Source organism: Enterococcus mundtii (assembly GCF_002947535.1).
Lineage (GTDB): Bacteria > Bacillota > Bacilli > Lactobacillales > Enterococcaceae > Enterococcus_B > Enterococcus_B mundtii_B.
The window spans coordinates 16024-40479 of the sequence record NZ_PUAP01000004.1; the positions used below are offsets into that span (position 1 = coordinate 16024).

Below are 24456 nucleotides of genomic sequence, written 5' to 3' on the forward strand. Positions count from 1 at the left end.
AGCATGAGGTGAGAATGATGGAAGAAGAAATCAATGAATATCTTCGCTATTTAAGTATCGAGCGTGGATTATCGTTCAATACTCGAAAAAGTTATGAACGAGACTTGAATCAATACTTGCGCTATCTGAAAGAACACGAGATAACCTCTTGGCAAATGATTGATCGATTTGTTGTCATCCAATACCTAGAAACGTTGCACGAAGAAAATAAGGCTTCTGCAACGATCACACGTATGATCACAAGTTTAAGAAAATTCCATCAATTTTTGCGACAAGAACGGTACACAGAACAAGATCCAATGCAACATATCGAGACACCGAAGAAAGCCCAAAAGTTACCAAGTACGTTATCTTTAAAGGAAGTAGAACGGCTGATCGAAACACCTGATACAACGAAAAGTTTAGGGATCAGAGATCGTGCGATTTTAGAAGTCATGTATGCGACCGGGATGCGAGTGAGTGAGTTAGTCGGGCTAAAGTTAGGCGACTTGCACTTATCTTTAGGGCTGGTTCAGACCTTAGGTAAAGGCGATAAAGAGCGGATCATTCCTTTAGGCGATTATGCGATCCAATGGTTAGAACGATATTTGGATGAAGTCCGTCCTTTACTAGTCAAAAATCCATCTGAAACCCACGTTTTTTTGAATCATCATGGTTCAGGTCTCTCTCGACAAGGGATATGGAAAAATCTGAAACAACTGGTCCGTGAAGCGGGGATTTTCAAAGATGTGACCCCTCATACGTTAAGACATAGTTTTGCGACACATTTACTAGAGAACGGAGCAGATTTACGTACTGTTCAGGAACTATTAGGTCATGCAGATATTTCAACGACACAGATCTATACACATATCACGAAAAAAAGAATGACAGATGTCTACAAGCAGCATTTCCCAAGGGCTTAGTTTATAGGATGGTGAGAAAATGTTAACACATTATCGTAAAGAAAACCGAAAAATCGCGATGGGACTATTGAGCTTTCATAAAAAGTTGAACGCAGAATCAAGTTTACTAAAAGAAATCGATACGTACGAATCTGCTGAAGATTATGAACTTTTTTTCTATACACCAGAAGATTCTACAAATATCCAAGGAATCATTGGTGTGCATTGGAATGAAAAAGATCAGATGACGATTCACGATATTTCGTTGAATCCTTCATATCGGGGGGAGAATATCGGGTTTCAAATGTTGAATGAATTGCAAGAAAAATACCCCGATGTGTTGATCCATCCAACGGATATCACGGAAGCTTATTTAAGTAGATGGATCAAGGAAAATAAGAAAGAGTGAATGATGTGACAGAAATCAATATCAAGTTAGATGTCTTTGAAGGTCCATTAGATTTACTCCTTCATCTGATCCAAGATATGTCGATCGATATTTACGATATACCGATCGCCACTATTACGGAACAATACATGAATTATATCCATACGATGAAGACGCTTGAATTAGCTGTAGCAGGAGAATATCTCGTCATGGCAGCAACACTGATGGCAATCAAAAGTAAAACGCTGTTGCCTATCCAAGAAGTGCACCAGGACGAAGAAGAATTTTGGGAAGAAGATCCTCGTGACGAATTAGTCAATCAGCTGTTAGAATACCGCAAATTCAAGTATGCAGCAGAGAAACTTACTGAAAAGGCAGAAGAACGTAGCTTATATTTCACAAAAGAACCCTCTGCAATCGATGAGTTGTTGGGACAAGAAAAACCATTGAAGCGTGGGCAAGTGAAAAAAATCGATTTATTCCAAGCCATGCAGAAAATTTTAGAACGAAAGAAATTTGCTCAAAAAGAGGAAAAAACGATTGCACCTGATGATGCAACGATCGAAGAACGAATGACATTCATCCAGCAGCGGATCGTCTCTCAAAAAAATGGCTGTTTGTTTGAATCTTTTTTTGAAACACCTTCTAGAAACGAAGTCGTCACAACATTTTTGGCGATCCTCGAATTGATGAAAAACGGGCAGATCGTAGCTCAGCAAGAAAAAAATTATGAATCAATCATGCTTTATCCAGCAGTAGGAGATACACAACATGACGAAATTAAGTGAACTTGAAGCAATCCTATTTATAGTAGGTGAAGAAGGAACGACAATCGAGGAATTGAGTGCCTTATTGACCTATACAAGAGAAGAAACGACTGCTTTAGTGGCAGAACTGGCAGCTAGTTATGACGCAAATGACAACACAGCGTTACATCTTTTTGAAACTGAAAAACAAATCGTGCTGACGACGAAAAAGGAGTTAGCACCGATCGTCAAAAGATATGCGCAAGGGACATCGAATACCTTGTCACAAGCAGCCATCGAAACACTAGCAATCATTGCATACAAACAACCGATCACGAGAAGTGAGATCGAGTTGATTCGTGGTGTTCAAGTTTCTGGTGCGATCCAACGCTTGACTGCACACCAATTGATCGAAGAAAAAGGGCGAGTCGATGGACCAGGCCGCCCGATCCTTTACGGGACCACGAATCATTTTTTAGATTATTTTGGTCTGAGATCGCTAAATGATCTACCCGATATTCAAGATATCGAACGTTCACTGGAAGAAGACGCACCCCTTGATTTATTTTTTGATGGCGTGCATGAAGGAGAAAACGAATAATGGAAAGATTACAAAAAGTAATTGCTCACGCAGGAATTACCTCTCGCCGTAAAGCCGAGGAATATATTTTGGCTGGTCGAGTAAAAGTAAATGGTCAAGTCGTCAAAGAACTTGGCGTGAAAGTTGGCAAACACGATACAGTGGAAGTCGACCAAGTGCCGATCTATCAAGAAGAATATGGCTACTATATACTTTATAAGCCAAAAGGGGTCATTTCTGCAGTCGCAGATGACAAGGGTCGTAAAGTAGTGACAGACCTATTGCCAATGGTCAAAGAGCGCATCTATCCAGTAGGACGATTAGACTATGATACTTCTGGCATCCTTTTATTGACGAATGATGGTGATTTTGCGCAACGATTGACGCATCCGAAGCATGAAGTCGATAAAGTATATGTTGCCAAAGTCAAAGGGATCGCCACTAAGTCAGCGCTGAATCCATTGACAAAAGGAATCAAAATTGAAGGAAAGAAAACGTCACCTGCAAAGTATGCAATTTTATCTGTTGATCCTCATACGAACCATAGTATCGTAGAATTAACGATCCATGAAGGCCGTAACCACCAAGTAAAAAACATGCTTCAAGCAGTTGGCTTACCTGTACAAAAATTAAAAAGAGAAAAATATGGTGAATTGACCTTACAAGGTTTGCGTCCTGGTGAGTATCGTGAACTGAATAAAAAAGAAATCAGTCAGTTATTGAATCAATCAAAATAAAAAACTTACTTTTTGTAAGAGTAAATACCTTGCTTTTTTGTTATGATATAAGTATAATGAAATAGTAAACAAAAATTAGATATGGTTCGTCTTCAGGGGCAGGGTGAAATTCCCGACCGGTGGTTATAGTCCACGACCTACTTTTACGAGTAGCTGAATCGGTGAAAATCCGATACCGACAGTAAAGTCTGGATAAAGAAGATAGAGCTTATTTGGCATACGTGTGTACAAATGACTCTAACTCTATTTTCCCCTGCGAAAATAGAGTTTTTTTGTTTGTGTTTACGTGGTTGAATAGTTCGCTGAAGAGGAATCCCAACAGGAGGATTTCAACATGAAGAACACCCGAGTACAAAAAATGGTTGCGGTCGCATTATTTGCTGCAATCGGATTGGTTTTGCAATTTTTCTCATTTCCAATCATGCCAACATTTAGCTTTTTGAAAATCGATTTTAGTGATATCCCAGTTTTGATCAGCATGTTTTTATTTGGCCCGTTAGCGGGGATCGTTACAGCGTTTTTACGTTCGATCTTACATTTGATCATGACCGGTTTTAGTCCAGAAAATCTAGTTGGCGACGTAGCTAGTTTCTTTTCAACAGCGGTCTTTACTTTACCGATTTTCTATATCTTCAAAAGAAACAAATACCAAAAAGGAAAAAATCAAATTTTAGGCGTGATCAGTGGAACACTTGCACTAACTGTTTTCATGAGTATTGCGAACTATTTTGTGATCACACCTCTTTATTTAACATTTTTAGGCCTAAACGCAACACAAATGTTAGGTATGCCACTGGCAAATTACATTCTGATCGGTATCGTACCATTTAACTTGATCAAAGGCTTTATCGTTAGTGTAGCATTCCTTGTCTTACACGCGAAACTGCTACCATGGTTGAGCAGAAAACAACACCAATTAGAAAAACGGCATAGCGTTGTAAAATAAAATAAACGACTCTTTTAAAAAGAGTGCGATATAGTTTAATATTGAAAATAAAAGACTTGAAAGTGGTAATCACTACTTTCAAGTCTTTTTATACTTTTTAGTTATTTATATAGAGTCTAATCAAGCTAATTTAAACGATAAAAGGTGATCAATTGAATGTATTTTCTTAAATCACACCTATTTTTTAAAGTTTTTCTTAATATTTTGTTATGAAAAAAAATTCAATAACTGACATTGTGTAAGCGTTTTATAAATCGTGTCTGAGTATTTTTTGGCTTTTTGTATAAAAATGTATTTTATACGTTTTTGCGTGAAATTCTTCTCCTTTTGTTTGTTAGATGGACCTGATATAATAGACGACGGAAACGCTACAATTAGTATGAATAAAGCATTTCAACTAAATAATCAAAGGAGGGACAATAAACGAGGGTTTTGAATAAAACTTCTCGAATCTACTAGTTATTATTTTTGTTCTTATCATCTTTTTGATAAAATACCGATGTGTCAAAGATTTTTGAAACGAGAAAGGAAGAAGAAAATGGAACAAACAACGAAGAAGAAATTTCAAATGCCTTCAGCGTACTCGGTCTTATTCATTATTATTGCCCTTATCGCTGTACTCACATGGTTCATCCCGGCAGGACATTACAGTGTGGATGAAGCAGGTAATATTATTGCAGGGTCTTACGAAAGAGTCCAACAAAACCCACAAGGACTTTGGGATATATTTATGGCGCCAGTCAACGGAATGTTGGGTGTACCAGCGGGTGAGTTAACGAAAGAAACACCTGCGGCAATCCCAATTTCATTCTTTATCTTGATTGTTGGTGGTTTCTTAGGGATCATCAATAAAACCGGCGCATTAGATGCTGGGATCGCAACTGTTGTGAAACGCTTCAAAGGAAAAGAAAAAATGCTGATCCCTGTATTGATGCTTTTATTCGCTTTAGGTGGATCAACTTATGGAATGGCAGAAGAAACGATTCCATTCTATGCCTTATTGATCCCTGTCATGATGGCAGTTGGCTTTGATACAGTCACAGCAGTAGCCATCGTATTGGTCGGCTCTCAAGTGGGTTGTTTGGCATCAACAGTTAACCCATTTGCAACAGGAGTTGCCTCACAAGCCGTTGGTATTTCAATGGGTGAAGGAATCGGTCTACGTTTCTTTATGTTCGTTGTCTTACTAGCAATCTCTATTGTTTATGTTTATCGTTATGCGTCGAAAATCGAAAAAGATCCAACCAAATCTTTAGTATATAACCAACGCGAAGAAGACATGAAACATTTTGATATCGAAGCAATCAATCGTCAAGAAATGATCACGAAGAAACAAAAACATGTCAATGTATTGTTCTTCCTTACTTTTGGTATCATGATCATTAGTTTGATTCCTTGGACAACATTGAATGAAAACTTCACTATTTTTGAATCATTGACAAACTGGTTGACTGGTCTACCAGTAGTTGGAACTGTTTTAGGTAAAAACATGTTGCCTCTAGGTGATTGGTATTTCCCTGAAATCACAATGTTATTCTTAGTAATGTCAATCGTTGTGGCAATCACTTTTGGTATGAAAGAATCTGATTTTGTCAAAGAATTCTTAGCAGGTGCTTCAGACTTGATCGGTGTAGCAATCGTTGTTGCTGTTGCTCGTGGTATCCAAGTAGTAATGAACAATGGTTTGATCACAGATACGATCTTACACTGGGGAGAACAAGGATTAAGCTCATTGTCATCAAGTGTCTTCTTGATCCTTACATTTATCTTCTACATCCCTATGTCATTCTTGATCCCATCAACTTCAGGCTTAGCAGCTGCTACAATGGGAATCATGGGACCAATGGGAGAATTTGCTGGTGTTGGTAAAGATCTAGTAATCACTGCTTACCAATCAGCATCTGGTTTAGTGAACTTGATCACGCCAACTTCTGCTATCGTAATGGGTGCAATCGCCATTGCCCGCTTTGATATTTCCGTTTGGTGGAAATTCACTGGGAAGTTGATTGCCATCTTATTCGTTGCCATCTGTGTGATCTTAGGTGTAGCAGCAATGTTCTAACCCTAGACAAATGACAGACAAAGTTCTATGATAAATGAAGAAGCAATAGTTATTGATTGAATGAAGACACATTGATCCTTTATTCATCATGCACGATGTATCACTTGTATGTAAGAGATCGTCGGTAGAAACAAGGTCTTTGAAAAAATGAGTTACCCTGTTGATGGAATGGTGACTGATGTGTTCAGCTCCAAGAAATAAGCGACAAAACCCGAAACTAGGTTTTTGGGTTTTGTCGCTTATTTCCGAAGGAGTTGGCCTTTGCACAGAGAGTTTTGCAGATACATTAGTGTGTTAGCGACATCAAACAGTTGAACCTGTGGATCAAAGTTATAGTTTCTGCCACAATCTTTTTTTAAATAATGAGGAGGCAAAGTTGATGAAACAATTTGTAACAGAACAACATCATGAACAAGCATTAGAATCATTAAGTGAGTTGATCAGAATTCCTTCTGTATTGGATGAATCTGATTCTGGTGAGGGACATCCTTTTGGGAAAAAAGTTGTAGAAGCTTTAGATAAAGTGTTAGAAATCAGTGAAGGATTAGGATTCAAAACATTTAAAGACCCTGAAGGCTACTACGGTTATGCAGAAGTTGGCTCAGGAGATGAGTTATTTGGGATCTTATGCCATATGGACGTTGTTCCTGGCGGCGATGAAAAAAACTGGGAATCTAAACCTTTTGATCCAACGATCAAAGATGGTTGGTTAGTTGGCCGTGGCTCCCAAGATGATAAAGGTCCGTCAATTGCTGCAATGTATGCAGTCAAAGCATTGATGGATGCCGGGGTAGAATTTAATACGCGTATTCGTTTTATCTTCGGAACGGACGAAGAAAATCTTTGGCGTTGTTTAGATAAATACAATGAAAAAGAAGAAGGAATCACACAAGGCTTTGCACCAGATGCAGAATTTCCTTTGATCTATGCAGAAAAAGGCTTGCTACAAGCTTACTTGACAGGTCCTGGCACAAATGAATTCTCTGTAAATGCTGGTGGGGCGTTAAACGTAGTGCCGGATTCAGCACCATATTCAGGCGAAAAATTGGCAGAAGTCAAAGCAGCGTTAACGAAACACAACTTCGATTTTGACGATCAAGGTGACTCGATCACAGTGCTAGGAAAAAGTATCCACGCAAAAGATGCCGCAGAAGGTGTCAATGCCATTTCTCGTTTAGCGATTGCTTTATCAGAAGTCTTTGATTTTGCGCCAATCGCGTTTTTAGGACAATTAGTCCAAGAAAATGCAACCGGTGAAAATGTAGTCGGAAAGACTGTTGACGAACAATCTGGTGAGTTGACGATGAACTTCGCTAGTCTAGAAATCACACCTGAACAAACAAAAATCGGGGTGGACATGCGTATTCCTGTAACTTTCAAAAAAGACGAGCTTGTCGAAAAATTGACAGAAAAAATCAAAGCATACGATTTATCGTATGAAGAATTTGATTTCTTGGATTCATTATACGTTCCTTTGGAGAGCGAATTGATCCAAAACTTATTAGGAACGTACCGTGATATCACAGGGGATATGACTGAGCCATTTGTTTCTGGTGGAGCAACCTTTGCGCGTACGATGAACCAATGTGTCGCTTTCGGTGCAATGTTCCCTGATACACCAGACTTCATGCACCAAGCCAATGAACGATGGGAATTGAGCAGCATGTACAAAGCGATGGAAATCTATGCAGAAGCGGTTTATCGCTTGTGTGGGAAGTAAAACATAGTTAGTCAAGAAACGAATAAGAGTCATAAAAAATATCCGCCACTATTTTGAGAAACTTTGTCAGAATAGGGGTGGATTTCTTTACCATCTAAACATCCATAATTAAGCAACAAGAGTAATAGCTATTTCTCATACTCAGAAATTTTTTGGAATGTAGATACTATGATAATATGTATCTACATAAAATATATTATAAACAGAAAGGAAAAAATAATGGACAAAATTCGTAAATATAAAATCAGAAAATCTGGAAATAGTGATGTAACAACAATACCAAATGAAGTAAAAGAATATATTGGAGTTAAAACTGGAGAGTCTATTAGTTACATGTTTGATACAGATGGGGCAGTTAGGATAGTAAAAGCACAAGAGGAAATTGATATTGATACTATTGTCGACTCTGTGATGAATCAATATGATCAAGCATTGAAAGATTTGGTCGACCTATGATATATTTGACTTCAAAACACATCATAAAGATAAATGCTAAAGTAATTTTAGCATATTCTCAAGGTGAAACAATCGGTATAAAAGATGCAACTGCACTAGATATGGCAATAAATCGACCTGCACAGTCAGTTTTTGGCAGAGATTTTTATCCTACGATATTTGATAAAGCATCTATACTTACAATCAATTTAGCTACAAAGCATCCTTTTCATAATGGTAACAAACGTACAGCATTTGTATCGATGATTACATTTTTGCAAGCGAATGGATATACAACAACTTTTACCCAGCAAGAGGCAGTTAAATTCATTTTAGATATTACTACTAGTAAAAAAGAATTTGATGAATTAAAACGAACTGTCTCGACTTACCTAACTCGGTCAGGAAAAGTTAATCCAAAGTAGTTTCCACATCGATTTTTCAGTTGATTGATCGTTTTCTAGAGTAAATGAGGCGAGTTCATGCACAACAGTGAATACATAAATTGAGTTTAATATAACAATGTAGGAAACCACCCCTATTTTGAGAAACTTTGTCAAAATAGGGGTGGATTTTCATTGTCACTTGTTCCTCTTTTCAAAGATAACCAATAATAACATCTTACATAAAATCATTTGCAATTTTACCGTATTTTATTTAGTGTTATAGAAGTATCAAATGAAAGATGACGGAAGGTGATGTTTTTGAAAATATTCAAAAGAGTCCTGATAGGATTAGTGATCGTGCTTGGATTGGGTGCTGTTGGGGGTTATTTTTATTGGCAACAAAGTGTGTATGAACCATCAACTCAAGCAGAGCAATCATTTAAGCAAGGAGTAGATAAAGACGATTATTTATTATTCGAATCGCAAAAATCGACGGAACATCCAATGGTGATTTTTTATCCTGGTGCGCTCGTTGAACCAGAAAGTTATAGTATATGGGCAGAGCAACTAGCAGAAAATGGCTATACGGTAGCCATTGCTAAGATGCCTTTTGAACTAGCGATCCTGAGTGGCAACAAAGCAGATAAAATCAGAGAGGACTTCAAAGATCAAGATTTTGTGATTGGAGGACATTCTTTAGGTGGGGTAATGGCAAGTCGTTATGCGAATGCGAACATGGATGATGAACGATTAAAAGGTGTTTACTTCATGGCAAGTTATCCAGATGAAAAAGGCACGTTGTCAAAAACTGATTTACCGGTCATCAGTATTACCGGAAGTGAAGACGAAGTGATGAACCAAGAAGCAGCTGATGAAGCAAAAGCTTATTTACCTGAACAAACAGAATTTGTTTCCATTGCTGGGGGAAACCATGGCGGATTCGGTAGTTATGGTCATCAAAAAGGTGATGGTGAAGCAACAATCAGTAATAAAGACCAACAAACAGCAATCGTTACGACTATGATGAATTGGCTGAACCAAATCAAGTAAGAGCGTCACTTTTCGAAACGACGAAAAGGAATGATCAGCTAGTGATAGAACATGTTACAAGCTGATAGACGGATCTAGACGACGCAAAGTAAGCTCATAGAAAAATAAGGCATCGTCCACAAAAATTTCAAGCAGCATTTTCGTGGATGACGCCTTATTACTTGAGGATAAATACGATTACCTCATCTATTTTTGGTGTGATCGAAATAACAAGTAGGTCATCGGACAGTCTCGCTAAAAGTTTGTTGTAAGAAAGCGATCAATTTTCTCTTTCCAATAAGATTGCTCGAACCGGACATTTTTGATAAGCTTTGGTTACATTAGCTTCTTCTAAAGGCTGAACGAATTGTTGATGTGCTTCTGGCTCTTGTGCAAATAGGACGATTCCTTCTTCATCATAATCAAAGATATCAGGCGCCTCGATTTGACAGAGACCACATGCGATACAACGTTCAGGAACTAATTTACATAATAATGACATATTCACCATCCTAACGTAAGGGGATTACTATGACTGAGTTTATTTTATCTTTATTTTCTTCAAGTGACAAGTTACGAGCAAGCTCACTCTATCAATTATTAAGTGGGAAGCGTACTTCCTCGGTACTACTTTTTGGCTTTTTTCAGCGCTTATTAGTTGTTCATGGCTGTTTTCCTTTACTTGAACAAGCAACGTTTGATAAACAGATCCAACAGATGATAGATGAGGGATTATTAAAGTGGGAAGAGCAAGAGTTGCAATTGATGGAAAAAGGGAAAATGGGAAGAAAGAAAGAATCCCTCACCGGACTACACTACGATAAGTATGGACGTACAGCTACTACTAGTTGGCGTTTGCTGAAATTCTCTGTACAAGTCGTCTCTCATTTATCCGCAAATGAAACAGCTTATTTACCAGTAGAGACGGGACCTTTTTATTCTTATCAGGTTAAAAAATGGTTGAAAGAAGCAACGTGTACCAAAACGGAGCTGGTGGCTCAAATATCAAAGGAACTTTCTACTATTTTTGCTCTGATGCCAGACGAACAAGCGAACTTCTTAGCAAACCAATTTTCTGGTAAAAACCAAACAGGTTTACTCGCGTACCAGCTGACTACCCTTGAAGATGGCGTAGCACAGCAACTATTCCAAGATCGATGTATCCATCGCTTATTAGCGATTATCGAACAGCATGCAGATTTCTTGTTATACGATTTGCTGGCACCATTGCTTAGACAAAATTATAATCAAAGCATGTTGACGACAAGAGCACTGATTTTATCTGGGGATTCAGTGGAGCAGGTGATGATGAAACGAGGACTGAAGAAAGGGACGATCAATGATCATTTGATCGAGTGGGCCATTTTTTTTGATGATTTTCCTTTTGAACGTCTGATCCATTCGGAGACAAGAAGATCTTTAGCTTCTTTGGATCGATCGCTTCTCACGCTAAGATATAAAGACCTTGTAGGACAAGCGGTCGATTACGGAGAATTCCGACTGGCACAAATCGAGACATTTAAAGGAGGGGATAATAATGGAATTGCTTGATCCATTAAAACAGTACTTTGGGTTTCCCTCTTTTCGCCAAGGGCAGGAAGAGATTATTTCTACGTTATTGAATCAAAAAGATGTTTTAGCGATCCTGCCAACTGGTAATGGCAAAAGTTTATGTTATCAGTTGACTGGCTATTTGCAAGATGGGATGGTACTGATCGTTTCTCCTTTACTCTCTTTGATGGAGGATCAAGTAGGGCAATTGCAAAAACGAGGAGAGAAAAGGGTGGTTGCCTATAATAGCCTACTTTCCAAAAGTGAAAAACAGTACGTGTTAACACATTTATCCAAATATAAATTTGTTTTTGTCAGTCCCGAGATGTTGCATCAACCAGAAGTACTTCAAGCGCTGAAGCAACAAAATATTTCGTTATATGTAGTCGACGAAGCCCATTGTGTCTCACAATGGGGCATTGATTTTCGACCTGAATATCAATCTCTCGGAAGAGTTGCAAAAGAGTTAGGTTCACCAACTACCTTAGCCTTGACTGCAACAGCCACACAACCAGTACAAGAAGAGATCGAAAATATTCTCTTTCGCACAAAACCTGTTCTCGTCAATCATTCAGTAAATCGAGAAAATATCTCGTTATTTGTTTTTCATACAGATGAAAAAGAGCAGCAATTACGAGAGTTGATGGCACAAGCTGATGGTGCGATGATCATTTATTGTGCGACTAAAAAAGAAGTCGAACGTCTTTATCAATTGTTCCGCAAAGACTATGCTGTGGGGTATTATCACGGAGGGCTAGATGCTTCACAACGCCGGCAACTCCAACAACAATTCAGTCAAAATCAATTGCAATTTTTGATTGCGACGAATGCATTTGGTATGGGGATCGATAAAGCAGACATCCGATATGTCATCCATTATGATCTACCGGATAGTCTGGAAAACTATATGCAAGAAATTGGTCGAGCAGGCAGAGACCAGCAACCCAGTAGCGCCGTGTTGCTTTACCAACCAGGAGACGAAAGAATCCATTACTTTTTCCAACAATTGTCTAAAGAACAACGCCAGATTTTCGAGGAACATGTGTCAACTGGACAGTCAGAGGCGACTCATTTTGATGAGATCCAACAAAAATGGCTTATGGTAGTAAACGAAATGCAAAGTCCTGATACGTGGCTTCGACAATTAAAAAAACAAGAGCAAGTGAAAATCAAGCAACTACAACAGATGCTTGATTATATCCATGAAACGACCTGTAGACGAGAACGACTGATGGCTTATTTCGGTGAAACTCTCAAAGAGAAACCTAAAGACTGCTGTGATCGAGATGGCGCGTCATTATTTCTAACTGAAACAGGACAAATAAGTCCAACCGTAGAAGCAAAAGACTGGCAAACGATTTTACTAAATTTATTTTAAAAAAATGGTGCGAGGTATTTTTTTCGTACAATCAAGATTATCCTATGGTATAATAACTAGGAAAGAATTTAGGAGGTCAATAAGGTGAGTAGAAAAGATAGACATCAATCATCAGAAAATAACGAAACACAAGAACCATGGGAACAACCAATTTACGATACAGAGGATGAAGCATCTTCAAGAAGTACGCAAAGACAGCAAAAGAAAGGGAATACCCTGTTCTTATCGCTATTTTTGATTTTGTTAGTTTTATGTATTGCAATCCCAGCAGGAGCTTACTTCTGGATCAGAAACGGATCAAGTAACAGTGCTACCGCTGCATCTTCTTCCTCTACGACTTCATCGATCGTAGAAAGTTCGACTGTAGAATCAACTGTAGAATCGACGACAGTTTCTAGTGAACCGACTGCTGATACACAATCAGTTGCTGGAGAAACAACACCAACAAGTGCTGTGACACCAGAAACGACACCAACTTCAACAGTGACGGAACCAGAACAAACGACACCAACTACTGTTGCACCAGAAGAAACAACTCCTACTTCAACACCAGAAGCAGGTGCAGGTGTTTCAGGTTCAACAACAGTTGTTCAAGCTGGTGAAGGTCCTAGACAAGTAGCAGAACGCGCAGGCATTACAGTCGACCAATTGTTCCAATTGAACGGAATCGATCCAAACAACTACATGTTATATCCAGGACAAGAACTTAGAGTCCAATAATTGGAGTTAAAAAGATAATACTGAAGAGTTGTTTTTCCTCAGAGTATCTTCATAAAATGTAATTAAATAAGGAGCAGTGGCTTGAGCCACAGCCCCTTTTTTTTGAGAAAAGGGAGTTATGAAAAATGACACGAATTAGTATCGCAATTGATGGTCCTGCCTCTTCAGGTAAAAGTACGGTAGCTAAAATCATCGCAAATGAATTGAACTATATCTATACAGATACGGGAGCGATGTATCGTGCAGTCACTTACTTGGCCATCAAACATCACATTGCTTTTTCAGCTGAAACAGAATTAGTCGATTTGATCAACCAGAATCCTATTTCATTTGAGCAAATGGCGGATGGTCAACATGTCTTTGTAGCTGGACAAGACGTTACTTCAGATATTCGACAACCAGACGTTACACGAGCGGTCTCTGAAGTTGCTGCGCATTCAAAAGTACGCGAAGCTCTTGTTGCGATCCAGAAAAAAATCGGTGAAGATGGTGGTGTCGTGATGGATGGACGAGATATCGGTACCGCTGTTTTACCAAAAGCCGAAGTGAAAATTTTCTTAGTAGCCAGCGTGTCTGAACGAGCACAAAGACGACACAAAGAAAACCTCGAGAAAAATATTCCGACAGACTTAGAAGAATTGACAAAAGAAATACAAGCCCGTGATGAATATGATTCTACTAGAAAAGTTTCGCCCCTGAAGCAAGCAGAAGATGCGATACGGATCGATACGACCGGTAAATCGATTCAAGAAGTTGTCCAAGAGATCAAAGAAGTGATTCAACAAAAAGGATATTCTCTTGACTAAATAGAAAAAAAGCGAAGAATCCGACCATTTTAAGGGAAAACAAACGAAATCGCTTTATTTTTTTTTAATAATCAATTAAACTATAGGCAGTACCGTAGTTAACGGCAGAATGTTGGTTAGGAGGACAAGTGTTATGACAGAATTTGAACAAAATCAGACAGATAACAACCAATCTATGGAAGATGCAATGAATAGCGTTCAAGAAGTGAGCGTTGGCGATGTCGTCAAAGGAGAAGTTTTAGTCATTGAAGACAAACAAGCCATCGTTGGAATCGAAGGAACGGGTGTTGAAGGCGTAGTTCCTGCAAAAGAATTATCTACTTTACCAGTTGAAGATATCAACGAAGTGGTAAAGGTTGGCGATACGTTAGATCTAGTCGTGATCAGCACGATCGGTAAAGACAAAGAAAACGGAAGTTACCTTTTATCAAAACGACGCTTAGATGCGAAAAAAGTTTGGGAGGATATCGAAAAAGATTTCCAAGCTGGCAACATCATCGAAGCACCAGTGACAAATGTAGTTAAAGGTGGTTTAGTTGTCGACGTCGGTGTTCGTGGGTTTGTTCCGGCATCAATGGTAGAAGATCATTTTGTCGCTGATTTTTCTGAATACAAAGGAAAAACGATGACATTCAAAATCGTTGAAATCGAACCATCAGAAAATCGCTTGATCCTTTCACACAAAGCAGTCGTTGAAACAGAAAAAGAAGCACAGAAAAAAGAATTATTATCAACTATCCAAGAAAATGACGTGATCGAAGGACGCGTTGCTCGTATCACAGATTTTGGTGCGTTTGTTGATTTAGGCGGTATCGATGGATTAGTACACGTTTCTGAGATCTCTCACGGACATGTCGCTAAACCAGGTGATGTTTTAGCTGTCGGGGATGAAGTGAAAGTAAAAGTTCTTTCAATCAATCCAGAACAAGGTCGTATTTCATTATCGATCAAAGACACGCTGCCTGGACCTTGGTCAGACATCGAAACAAAAGCTCCAGTAGGCGCTGTGCTTGAAGGTAAAGTGAAACGACTAACTAGCTTTGGTGCATTTGTTGAAGTGTTCCCAACAGTTGAAGGACTTGTTCACATTTCACAAATCTCACACAAACATATCGCGACACCACATGAAGTGTTACATGAGGGCGATGATATCCAAGTGAAAGTTTTAGAAGTCAATCCAGAAGAGCATCGGATTGCATTAAGTATCAAAGCATTAGAAGAAAAACCTGCTTCTGATAAAGAACCAAAAGAAGTTGAGTCGTATGAATTACCTGAAGAAAACACAGGATTTACGATGGGCGACATCTTAGGCGAAGCTTTAAAAGGGGAAGTAGAAGAAACAGCAACAGATGATTCTGAAAAATAAATGAATGATCGTTCCCAAAACGCGAATTTACAGTGTCAAGGGAAGTTGTACATGTGTAAAACAAGTGGTCTGGGGATTACGCCCCAGACCATTTTCTATTGTAATAGGCAGTGATCCAGAAAAATACTGGAATGTTCACCGATCTAAGCTTGAAAGTTCGTGAAGTATTCGGTACACTAAGTGAGATTGGAAACATGTGAGGAGGAAAAAATATGGCAAATCCAACAATTGCAATCGTTGGTCGCCCAAACGTCGGTAAGTCGACGATTTTTAACCGTATCGCCGGTGAGCGTATTTCGATTGTCGAAGATACTCCAGGAGTTACTCGTGATCGTATTTATGCTAAAGGGGAATGGTTAGGTCGTGATTTCAGTATCATTGATACTGGTGGGATCGACTTAGGCGATGAACCATTTATGGATCAAATCAAGCACCAAGCAGAAATCGCAATCGATGAAGCAGATGTGATCGTCTGTGTGGTGAGTGGCCGCGAAGGCATCACTGATGCAGATGAAGTCGTAGCAAAAATTTTATATCGCAGCAATAAACCGGTGATCTTAGCCGTTAATAAAGTCGACAATCCTGAAATGAGAAATGATATCTATGAATTTTATGCACTAGGTCTAGGTGATCCATATCCAGTATCTGGAAGTCATGGATTAGGGATCGGGGATATCTTAGATGAAGCAGTGAAATTCTTTGATGAAGAGGCGGAAGAAGAAGAGGATGATACCATCAAATTCAGTTTGATCGGTCGCCCGAATGTAGGGAAATCTTCCTTGATCAATGCGATCCTAGGTGAAGACCGAGTGATCGTTTCGGACATCGAAGGAACGACGCGTGATGCTATCGATACGCACTTCGTCTCAGAAGACGGTCAAAAATTCATGATGATCGATACAGCTGGTATGCGAAAACGTGGAAAAGTTTATGAAACTACAGAAAAATATAGCGTGATGCGTGCAATGCGTGCGATTGACCGTTCAGACATCGTTTTAATGGTCTTGAACGCAGAAGAAGGCATACGTGAACAAGACAAGCGAGTCGCCGGCTATGCCCATGAAGCGGGCCGTGGCGTGATCATCGTTGTCAATAAATGGGACCTAGTCAAAAAAGAAACGAACACGATGCGTGACTTCGAGCAAGAGATCCGTGAAGAATTCCGTTACTTAGACTATGCACCGATTCTATTTGTTTCAGCAGTGACTAAGCAACGACTAGAACGTTTGCCTGAAATGATCGAAGAAGTCAGCATGAACCAAAACTTACGTGTTTCTTCAGCAGTCTTGAATGATGTGATCATGGATGCTGTAGCGATCAACCCGACGCCGACGGATAAAGGTAAGCGATTAAAGATTTTCTATGCAACACAAGTGGCTGTCAAACCGCCGACCTTTGTTGTTTTTGTCAATGAAGAAGAATTGATGCATTTTTCTTATGAACGCTTTTTGGAAAATCAAATCAGAAAAGCATTTACGTTTGAAGGAACTTCGATCCGAATCATTCCACGTCGAAGAAAATAGGCATTTTACCATAGTGTACCGTTTTTTTCAAAAAAAATAAGCATATTTTTGTATTACGTTTTTATGACTAAAAAAAGCGGTTAAATAATGCCAAAAACCTTGCTATTAAGCGGTTCATATGATATCGTGATAACAGAATATTGAAACTTAATCAATATTTCTTATAAACTTCTGGACCACTCAGAAAGTTTTTAAACTAAAATGATGTTCCTATCATATCTCTTGTTGGAGGAGGTGAATCTATCCATGGCAAATAAAGCAGAATTAATCGAAAAAGTTGCTTCAGCTACAGATTTAACTAAAAAAGACGCAACTGCAGCAGTTGACGCTGTATTTTCAACTATTCAAGATGCTTTAGCTAACGGCGAAAAAGTTCAATTAATCGGTTTTGGTAACTTTGAAGTACGCGAACGCGCGGCTCGTAAAGGACGTAACCCACAAACTGGTGAAGAAATCGAAATCCCAGCTAGCAAAGTACCTGCATTTAAACCAGGTAAAGCATTGAAAGACGCTGTTAAATAAGACAGTTGACAAAAGCGCTTGTGGCTAAGGCTACAGGCGCTTTATTTTTATCTGATTGGATAAAAAAAAGGGCAAAAGAGGGACAAAAAGTAGCAAAAAAGTAGCAATCAAAGGTTTCAACATACATATTGAACGCCTATACATATCAAAAAAATGAAATGAATTTGGTCGTAAGGTGCTATCCATTACTTTACTCAGTTTCCTTATTCTTTTTTTATTTTACTTACTAATGGTAAAATAAAAGAAAAGGGGAGGGCAACATGGAGTTATCCTATCGCTACCAACAAGAAGACACAACGATCTTTTATGGTGAGACGTTTGTTAGTCAGTTAAAAAAAGAAGCCATCGATCAATCGATCCTATTTTTGACGAACCAACGTTATTATGATCTATACGCTGAGAAAATGACACAGTCATTCACGAACAAGTTAGCTATCGATTGGTACATTTGTGGAAATATACAGTCTAATAAGTTATCTGAATTGCATAGCCTCTTGTCATTTGCTAGACGCTACCCCGAAAATCAACCACTTTTAGTGATTGGTTTTGGCAATGAAGGGATCATGGACTTGGCGGGTTTTTTTCAAAAACACACGTATCTTCAGACCACACTTTGGTTGATCCCCGTTTCGATCCGTTCCATGGCACGAGCACTAAATCCACTATGCGAGATTTTACATGAGCCTAACCAAGTGGCTCTTCAAACGACGAACCTTCCAGAACGGATCATTTACGATCGAACAATCAGTGAAAAACAAACGGAAGGGAAACAAATCGACTTTTTGATTTTAATTTGTTGCGGATTAGTCTGTGATCATCCGTTTCTTCAGAATCTTTATAAAAATTATCCTACTCGCGAAAAACTATTCAATCGTCCTTTTGCCGGTATGCTAGAAGAAATCATTTATTTTTATCAAGAAGACGCTGAACAAGTGGCAAATTATGGTAAACTATTTGAGCAAGCTTTTTATCTGACTGAAAATAGTCATTTGCTTTCCGCCAGTATGAAAAAATTTCTAGGTATCTTGATGCAACTTATATGGAATTCAGAAATCAAGCCGCTTTCTTTCCAATTGAAGAATTTCTTTATCTGGTTGCAACATCTAGGCTATCCGATTACCTGGCCGGAGGAGCTATCCAAAATGGATTATCTTGAAAATGTGCTAGTTTTAGCAGAAAAGAGCAAAAAAATTCTCGTTTTGGAAAAAATTGGTATAATAGGTGGATATCAATTGCCAAATGAGCAAGAACTATTGAAAACAATGGCGACCTATGAACGGATCGTCCAAGAGATTAGAGGGATTTAGATGATAACGAATAGTGAAAAAATGCTACAAGCATTAGCAGACGAAAATTTGACAGAAGCAAATGAATATTTGGCAAAGGCGCTCCAAGAAGATCCAGCTGATGTCTTACAGGAATTAGGAGAAGAATTATTAGCCATCGGTTTTTTAGAAGAAGCAAAGGCAATTTTTGAGCATCTGCTAACTGTATCGCCTGAAAATGATGAATGGAATATTCCGTTGGCAGAGATTGCCATTGAAGACAATGAGATCGATCAGGCATTTGACTATTTAGAAAAAATCCAACAAGATAGTGAATACTATCCGCAAGCGTTACTAGCAATCGCCGACTTGTATCAAGTAATCGGTATTCCTGAAGTAAGTGAAGCTAAATTGAAAGAAGCCGCAAAATTATTACCTGAAGAACCATTGATCCAATTTGCATTAGCTGAATTGTATTTTTCAGTTGACCGCTTTAATGAAGCTTCCGCCCTTTACGAAATGTTGTTAGCGAATGGTATAGAAGAAATTTCTAGTATTTCCATGCAAGAACGCTTAGGACAATCGTTGAGTATGCAAGGGGATTTTGAAGCAGCAATCCCACCACTAGAAGCTGCTTTAGCTGAAGAACGGACAGATGATCGTTTGTTCCAATTAGCGTTCACGAATCTACAATTACATGAGAACGAAAAAGCTATCAATTATTTGCAAGAATTACGGGAATTGAATCCACAGTATCAATCCTTATATCTGTATCTAGGACAGGCGCTTCAAGAAGAAGAGATGATCGAAGAAGCACAACAAGTCTTAGAAGATGGTATCAAAGAGAACCCATTCCAAGTGGAACTTTATCACTTGGCTTCTGAAAATGCGTTCCGTTTACATGATAAGGAAAAAGCAGAGAAGCTACTACTTGACGCATTGAACGTTGGTGATAAGCAAGATGAAACGTTGCTGACGTTAAGTAATCTTTACTTGGATCAAGAACGCTATGAAGAGGTTGTTCAGACAGTCAACCAAATGGAAGAAGTTGCTAATCCATATGCAGAATGGAACCTCGCTCATGCCTATAATCAATTAGAAGATTTTGCGGTAGCAGCAGTCCATTATGAACAAGCAGCCAATGAATTAGATCATGAACCAGATTTCTTGAAAGAATATGCTTTATTCTTACGTGAAGAGGGTCAATTAGCGAAAACACGGGAATTATTGGAACGATATTTAACTTATGAACCAGGAGATATGGAGGTATTGTCGCTATTAGATGATTTAACAGAGAGGTGATGAAAATGTTGATTGATGTTAAAGAAAAGAAGAATTTCTTAACTTGGATGGTTAACCATGTCTCTTTCAGTCGCAGAGAAGTATTTTGGATTTTGAACTATCTGGCAAATCATGAAGCAATCTTACACAATGTACGTTTTGTTGAAGGTGCAAACTTAACAAGACGTGGTTTACAGATCACCGATCTTTCATATGAAGGTGAGCCGATGAAGCTATTTTTAGATGGAAAGGAATTTACTGATACTGATCAGATTTTCCATGAAATCCGTTTGAATTGGAAAAATCCACTCTATGTCGAATGCCTTTTTGAAAATGCGTGGCAAACGAAAGAATATTTAGCAATCATCGAAGATAACCCGTTAGCCTCATGGGAAGATGCAATCAGTGAAGAATCAACAGAATTAGTCGAGCATTATTTCCAAGAAAAAGAGCAAGCAGCAAAGCTAAGCATGCTTTACCAACAAATCGATCAGGCACTAGAGGAAGGCAATAAAGATGCGTTTCTTGAACTATCAGATGAAGTGAACCGCATGATCCTTCAAGCGCCGCAGAAGAGTAAGAGCTGAGTCATTAGAAAAATAACTGATAGTAGTGGGTAAGGTATTCGTTGAATACTTTATCCACTATTTTATAGTTTTATTATCTGTTGAATATATGGTATAAAGATTTACTTTAGGAAATCAATAAATCGAAAAATTAATAAAAGCCCCCTATGAAAATCGCTTCCTTAATTACTTTCGTGTATACTATCGGTAGATTCGTTCATACGTACAAATAATCTTGATTAGATGCTGAGAAATTGTATAGAATCTAGTCAAAGTAAACAATATTTAAAATTAAGGGAGTATCAGCCATGGATTATTTATCATTTTTCTTTTGGTTTATTGAGAATGGATCTTGGGTAGCAGGGATCTCAATCTTAAGTGAAAGAAAATTAGGATGGAAGTTAACAGGTATAATGACCATCAGCTTTATCCCAATGTTCTTTTTGAGAGTATTATCTCCAATGACTAAAACTAATGGAATTGGTACTATTATGTCACTATTACTTTTTGTTATTTTTATTTTACTTGTATTTTATAAAACAAAAAAAATAGTCACAAGTATTTTTATTTGTTCAATACCTATGATTTTACAAATGAGTTTTATTTTTGTTGCTAATTTATTATTATGGCTATTATATGATGTAAATAGTATTCAAGAATCTTCTCAGATATTAATAATTACAATCGTAGAAGTTTGCTTATCAGCTTTAGCTTCAATAGGAGGCTGTTTAATTGTTAAAAACCTAATGAAAAGATATTTAATCAATGAGTTATTAGAAGGAAAGTACGGTCCTCTATTTATTTTATTTCCAATGTTAGGTGTCATCATATTTTCAATGAATTTCTATTTTGTAAAAAGTACGAATTTCTTAGGTGACAGTAGTATCAGAGGAAACATCATCCTATTTACAATTTTTAGCATCGTTCTATTACTCGTTGTGTTCATTCTTTTTAGAGTGATTTTCAATAACTTGAAAATTGAAAATGAACGAAAACAGAACCAGCAACTCAGTATATACATGAAAGAGTTGGAAAAACAAAATGATGAAATTCGAAAGATACGACATGATTATCTCAATATCATGACAACGATGTCTGGATATTTAGAACAAGAAGATGTAAAAGGATTGCAAGTCTACTTTTCTGATAAAATCAGACCATTGGGAGAAAAAATCGAAAAAAATGATGCACAACTAGGACGTTTGACTTATATAAGAATCCCAGAAATCAAAGCTATTTTAGCAACCAAACTATTGCAAGCACAAAAATCAGAGATTCGTTTGATCGTTGATATAGTTGATCCAGTTGAAAATTTTCATATGGATACACTGAAATTAAGTCGTGCACTTGGTATTATCTTGGATAATGCCATTGAAGCAGCGAGAGAATCCGAGATACCTCAATTGGACATATCTTTTGTAGAAAAAAAGAATGAGCATTTTATTCTCGTTAAAAACACGTATCGAGAGACTCCCCCTATACATTTGATCTTTAAACAAGGCTTTTCTACAAAAGGGGAAAATCGAGGGTTGGGATTAAGTAATCTTAGAGAAATCTTCTCTGATTGTGAGAATGTGAGTCTTAATACGTATGTGGACGATGAAAAACATTTTTTCTTTCAAGAAATTTCGATTAACTACTAAAGAGGAGCAACCCATGATAGAAATTTTTATTTGTGAAGATGAAAAAGATCAGAGAAGAAAATTAACAAATTTCATCCATGACTATATAAATGCTGAAGGATACGATATGAGGATTTCCTTAGCAACAGCCAATCCACAGGAGATTTTAGCCTATGTAGAAAAACATCAGCCCAGTGGCCTATACTTTATTGATATTGATTTGAATACGACAATCAATGGCTTACAGATGGCTTCAAAAATCAGAGAAAAAGACAAGGATTCGTTTATCGTATTCGTCACTACACATGTTGAATTGATGCAGTATACATTCAAACACAAATTAGAAGCATTAGATTTTATCAACAAAGGTGAATTTAAAGAAATGAGAAAACAAATAGTTGAAAATATAGACTATGTCCACTCGTACCAAAAGTCAGTCAATGAAGCATTGACGTTCAAAATCGAAATGAACAACCGAACGATCACAGAAAAACTAGACAATATCATGTTTTTTGAAACATCAGGTAATAAGCATCGCGTAATCATGCATGCGCAAAATCGACAAATCGAGTTTTACGGTAGCCTAAATGAAATTGAAAAACAAGTAGATGTATTTTATCGCTGTCATCGCTCTTTTCTTGTCAATAAAAACAATATTAAAGAAATCGATAAAACCAATCGTGAGCTTATCATGAAAAACGGGGAAGTCTGTTTAGTCTCATCTAGAGTAATCAATAAATTGTAATACGAATAACAAATCAATTACTTAGTCAAGCACTTAGGAATTCCTGAGTGCTTTTTTTTATTAATTGGGTTTCTAGTTTTTGTGCTTTGGGAAATAACATATTTTATAAAAAAAATTCTACTATAAGATAGTACAGTATATGAAGATGAAGACAGATTCTATCTGTTGAAAGTAACCAGTAAAGTGAGGGAAGAAGATGACAAATTTTATTAGCAGAATTTGGGTATTATTTATGATATGTGTGTTTTATACAACTTTTTCTGCGTTTATTTTAGTTTCAACTTTAATTTCTTTGATAAGTAGTTTTTTCTAGTTCTAGATAGCGTGGATCAATACTAGAAAAAGTCGATTTTTTAAATCATATAGTTTCATAAAAACAAAAAGCAGAGGGGAGCATAATGTAAGAACAGAATAGAAATATTCTTATTCTACGTTGTGAAGAAAATACATGGATCAATTAACATTTGAAAATTACATAAATTACTATACTGGAGTTTTAAATAAATACAAGGCAAACTGTCCGATACTGTGCCAATATGCCGAGGAGAGGTTGGAAGAATTGAATCGAATAATGAATCTGCCAGTAAATGATACATTACAATCTGCTTTTTTTAAAGCAATCACTTTAGATGTAAAGATACAATTGACAGATATATGGTTAAGTGGAGAGCGATTCGGACATACAGATACGGAAATCATTCATCTGATCGAAAAAGAATATGTATCTTTTAATCTGGAAATATGCGGATATGAGAGAAAAGGAGTGCCACCATACTCACTGATTTTTATGAGTGAAACATCGGTTAAGAAATTTTAAGGATACGCAACAATGGGTTTAGTTTAAATGACTTATGAAATAAAAAAGGATGTATTATATGAAAAAATTATTAATCATTTGTAGTGTGCTGTTTCTTCTCTTTGTAGGCTGTCTGATTTTATCTTTTCTATTATTTAGCAATAATCAAGAGGTTGCGATAGCAGAAATCCAGAAGATGGATATTCTAATAAATCAAGAAAATAATCGGTTTACAGCAATTAAGGAAGTAGTCACGAACACTAAATAAATGGTGGCTGTTGTAATCTATTTATTAGGGGCTGTCTTGGTGGGGTTAATGATCTATAAACAAAAAAATAAAGGTTAAAGTGTTGTTCAAAAGCTATTGTTTGGATGACAACGGAATTTTATGAATAAAGTGGA

At 37.5% G+C, this 24456-nt stretch carries 25 protein-coding genes and 1 riboswitch; of the genes, 24 read left to right on the forward strand and 1 reads right to left on the reverse strand.

The features are described 5' to 3' along the window. Nucleotides 1-17 precede the first annotated feature (17 nt). From xerD to CUS89_RS01425, 11 genes are all read left to right on the forward strand, one after another. Entirely contained in the window at nucleotides 18-905 is an 888-nt protein-coding gene (gene xerD / locus CUS89_RS01375; RefSeq protein ID WP_104870826.1) for a site-specific tyrosine recombinase XerD, read from the forward strand. 19 nt (nucleotides 906-924) lie between these two features. Further along, nucleotides 925-1293: a GNAT family N-acetyltransferase gene (locus tag CUS89_RS01380; protein ID WP_104870750.1), complete on the forward strand. Its 369-nt coding sequence runs from the start codon at nucleotides 925-927 to the stop codon at nucleotides 1291-1293. Further along, a complete protein-coding gene (locus tag CUS89_RS01385; protein ID WP_271553911.1) occupies nucleotides 1290-2060 on the forward strand; it encodes a segregation/condensation protein A in 771 nt (256 codons plus the stop codon). Before CUS89_RS01380 ends, CUS89_RS01385 begins: the two co-directional genes overlap by 4 nt. Then, nucleotides 2044-2619, forward strand: a complete 576-nt coding sequence (scpB, locus tag CUS89_RS01390) for an SMC-Scp complex subunit ScpB (protein WP_104870751.1) — start codon at nucleotides 2044-2046, stop codon at nucleotides 2617-2619. The genes CUS89_RS01385 and scpB overlap by 17 nt, the downstream gene beginning before the upstream one ends. Beyond that, on the forward strand, nucleotides 2619-3335 hold the full coding sequence (locus CUS89_RS01395; protein WP_104870752.1) for a pseudouridine synthase: 717 nt from the start codon (nucleotides 2619-2621) through the stop codon (nucleotides 3333-3335). The genes scpB and CUS89_RS01395 overlap by 1 nt, the downstream gene beginning before the upstream one ends. A gap of 84 nt (nucleotides 3336-3419) precedes the next feature. Next, nucleotides 3420-3542, forward strand: a riboswitch (FMN riboswitch). A 127-nt stretch (nucleotides 3543-3669) separates the two neighbouring features. Then, entirely contained in the window at nucleotides 3670-4281 is a 612-nt protein-coding gene (locus tag CUS89_RS01400) for an ECF transporter S component (RefSeq protein WP_104775666.1), read from the forward strand. Between the two features lie 538 nt (nucleotides 4282-4819). Further along, entirely contained in the window at nucleotides 4820-6343 is a 1524-nt protein-coding gene (locus CUS89_RS01405; RefSeq protein WP_104870753.1) for a YfcC family protein, read from the forward strand. A gap of 379 nt (nucleotides 6344-6722) precedes the next feature. Further along, on the forward strand, nucleotides 6723-8063 hold the full coding sequence (locus tag CUS89_RS01410; protein WP_104870754.1) for a M20 family metallopeptidase: 1341 nt from the start codon (nucleotides 6723-6725) through the stop codon (nucleotides 8061-8063). Between the two features lie 219 nt (nucleotides 8064-8282). Then, nucleotides 8283-8519, forward strand: a complete 237-nt coding sequence (locus CUS89_RS01415; protein ID WP_104870755.1) for an addiction module antitoxin — start codon at nucleotides 8283-8285, stop codon at nucleotides 8517-8519. Then, nucleotides 8516-8923, forward strand: coding sequence for a type II toxin-antitoxin system death-on-curing family toxin (locus tag CUS89_RS01420; RefSeq protein ID WP_104870756.1), 408 nt, complete (start codon nucleotides 8516-8518; stop codon nucleotides 8921-8923). Before CUS89_RS01415 ends, CUS89_RS01420 begins: the two co-directional genes overlap by 4 nt. 279 nt (nucleotides 8924-9202) lie before the next feature. Next, nucleotides 9203-9934: an alpha/beta hydrolase gene (locus CUS89_RS01425; RefSeq protein ID WP_181055281.1), complete on the forward strand. Its 732-nt coding sequence runs from the start codon at nucleotides 9203-9205 to the stop codon at nucleotides 9932-9934. 259 nt (nucleotides 9935-10193) lie between these two features. Here the strand turns inward: CUS89_RS01425 and CUS89_RS01430 are convergent, their stop codons facing one another. Next, a complete protein-coding gene (locus CUS89_RS01430) occupies nucleotides 10194-10415 on the reverse strand; it encodes a ferredoxin (protein WP_104870758.1) in 222 nt (73 codons plus the stop codon). Between the two features lie 29 nt (nucleotides 10416-10444). On the opposite strand from CUS89_RS01430, the gene CUS89_RS01435 reads away from it, so the two are divergent. From CUS89_RS01435 to CUS89_RS01495, 13 genes are all read left to right on the forward strand, one after another. Continuing rightward, nucleotides 10445-11464 (forward strand): helix-turn-helix domain-containing protein, encoded by a 1020-nt coding sequence (locus CUS89_RS01435; RefSeq protein WP_104870759.1) that lies wholly within the window; start codon nucleotides 10445-10447, stop codon nucleotides 11462-11464. After that, nucleotides 11451-12842, forward strand: a complete 1392-nt coding sequence (locus CUS89_RS01440; RefSeq protein WP_104870760.1) for a RecQ family ATP-dependent DNA helicase — start codon at nucleotides 11451-11453, stop codon at nucleotides 12840-12842. Before CUS89_RS01435 ends, CUS89_RS01440 begins: the two co-directional genes overlap by 14 nt. Nucleotides 12843-12926: 84 nt before the next feature. Beyond that, nucleotides 12927-13562, forward strand: coding sequence for an SAG1386/EF1546 family surface-associated protein (locus tag CUS89_RS01445; RefSeq protein WP_104870761.1), 636 nt, complete (start codon nucleotides 12927-12929; stop codon nucleotides 13560-13562). A gap of 125 nt (nucleotides 13563-13687) precedes the next feature. Continuing rightward, entirely contained in the window at nucleotides 13688-14368 is a 681-nt protein-coding gene (gene cmk / locus CUS89_RS01450; protein WP_104870762.1) for a (d)CMP kinase, read from the forward strand. Between the two features lie 133 nt (nucleotides 14369-14501). Then, complete coding sequence (gene rpsA, locus CUS89_RS01455; protein WP_104870763.1) at nucleotides 14502-15734, forward strand: 30S ribosomal protein S1; 1233 nt, start codon at nucleotides 14502-14504, stop codon at nucleotides 15732-15734. A 212-nt stretch (nucleotides 15735-15946) separates the two neighbouring features. After that, the gene (der, locus tag CUS89_RS01460) at nucleotides 15947-17257 is read left to right on the forward strand and encodes a ribosome biogenesis GTPase Der (protein ID WP_010735768.1); all 1311 of its coding nucleotides are present in this window, start codon (nucleotides 15947-15949) and stop codon (nucleotides 17255-17257) included. Nucleotides 17258-17503: 246 nt separating this feature from the next. Further along, entirely contained in the window at nucleotides 17504-17779 is a 276-nt protein-coding gene (locus CUS89_RS01465) for an HU family DNA-binding protein (RefSeq protein WP_002290178.1), read from the forward strand. 260 nt (nucleotides 17780-18039) lie between these two features. Next, on the forward strand, nucleotides 18040-19086 hold the full coding sequence (locus tag CUS89_RS01470; protein WP_104870764.1) for a hypothetical protein: 1047 nt from the start codon (nucleotides 18040-18042) through the stop codon (nucleotides 19084-19086). Continuing rightward, complete coding sequence (locus CUS89_RS01475; protein WP_104870765.1) at nucleotides 19087-20346, forward strand: tetratricopeptide repeat protein; 1260 nt, start codon at nucleotides 19087-19089, stop codon at nucleotides 20344-20346. Between the two features lie 5 nt (nucleotides 20347-20351). Next, the gene (locus tag CUS89_RS01480) at nucleotides 20352-20912 is read left to right on the forward strand and encodes a YpiB family protein (RefSeq protein WP_104870827.1); all 561 of its coding nucleotides are present in this window, start codon (nucleotides 20352-20354) and stop codon (nucleotides 20910-20912) included. Nucleotides 20913-21199: 287 nt separating this feature from the next. Then, nucleotides 21200-22534 carry a sensor histidine kinase gene (locus CUS89_RS01485; protein WP_104870766.1) on the forward strand — a complete coding sequence of 445 codons (1335 nt, stop codon included), beginning with the start codon at nucleotides 21200-21202 and terminating at the stop codon, nucleotides 22532-22534. Nucleotides 22535-22547: 13 nt separating this feature from the next. After that, nucleotides 22548-23258 carry a LytR/AlgR family response regulator transcription factor gene (locus CUS89_RS01490; protein ID WP_181055282.1) on the forward strand — a complete coding sequence of 237 codons (711 nt, stop codon included), beginning with the start codon at nucleotides 22548-22550 and terminating at the stop codon, nucleotides 23256-23258. Between the two features lie 448 nt (nucleotides 23259-23706). Continuing rightward, on the forward strand, nucleotides 23707-24075 hold the full coding sequence (locus tag CUS89_RS01495; protein WP_104870768.1) for a DUF7006 family protein: 369 nt from the start codon (nucleotides 23707-23709) through the stop codon (nucleotides 24073-24075). Nucleotides 24076-24456: the final 381 nt, after the last annotated feature.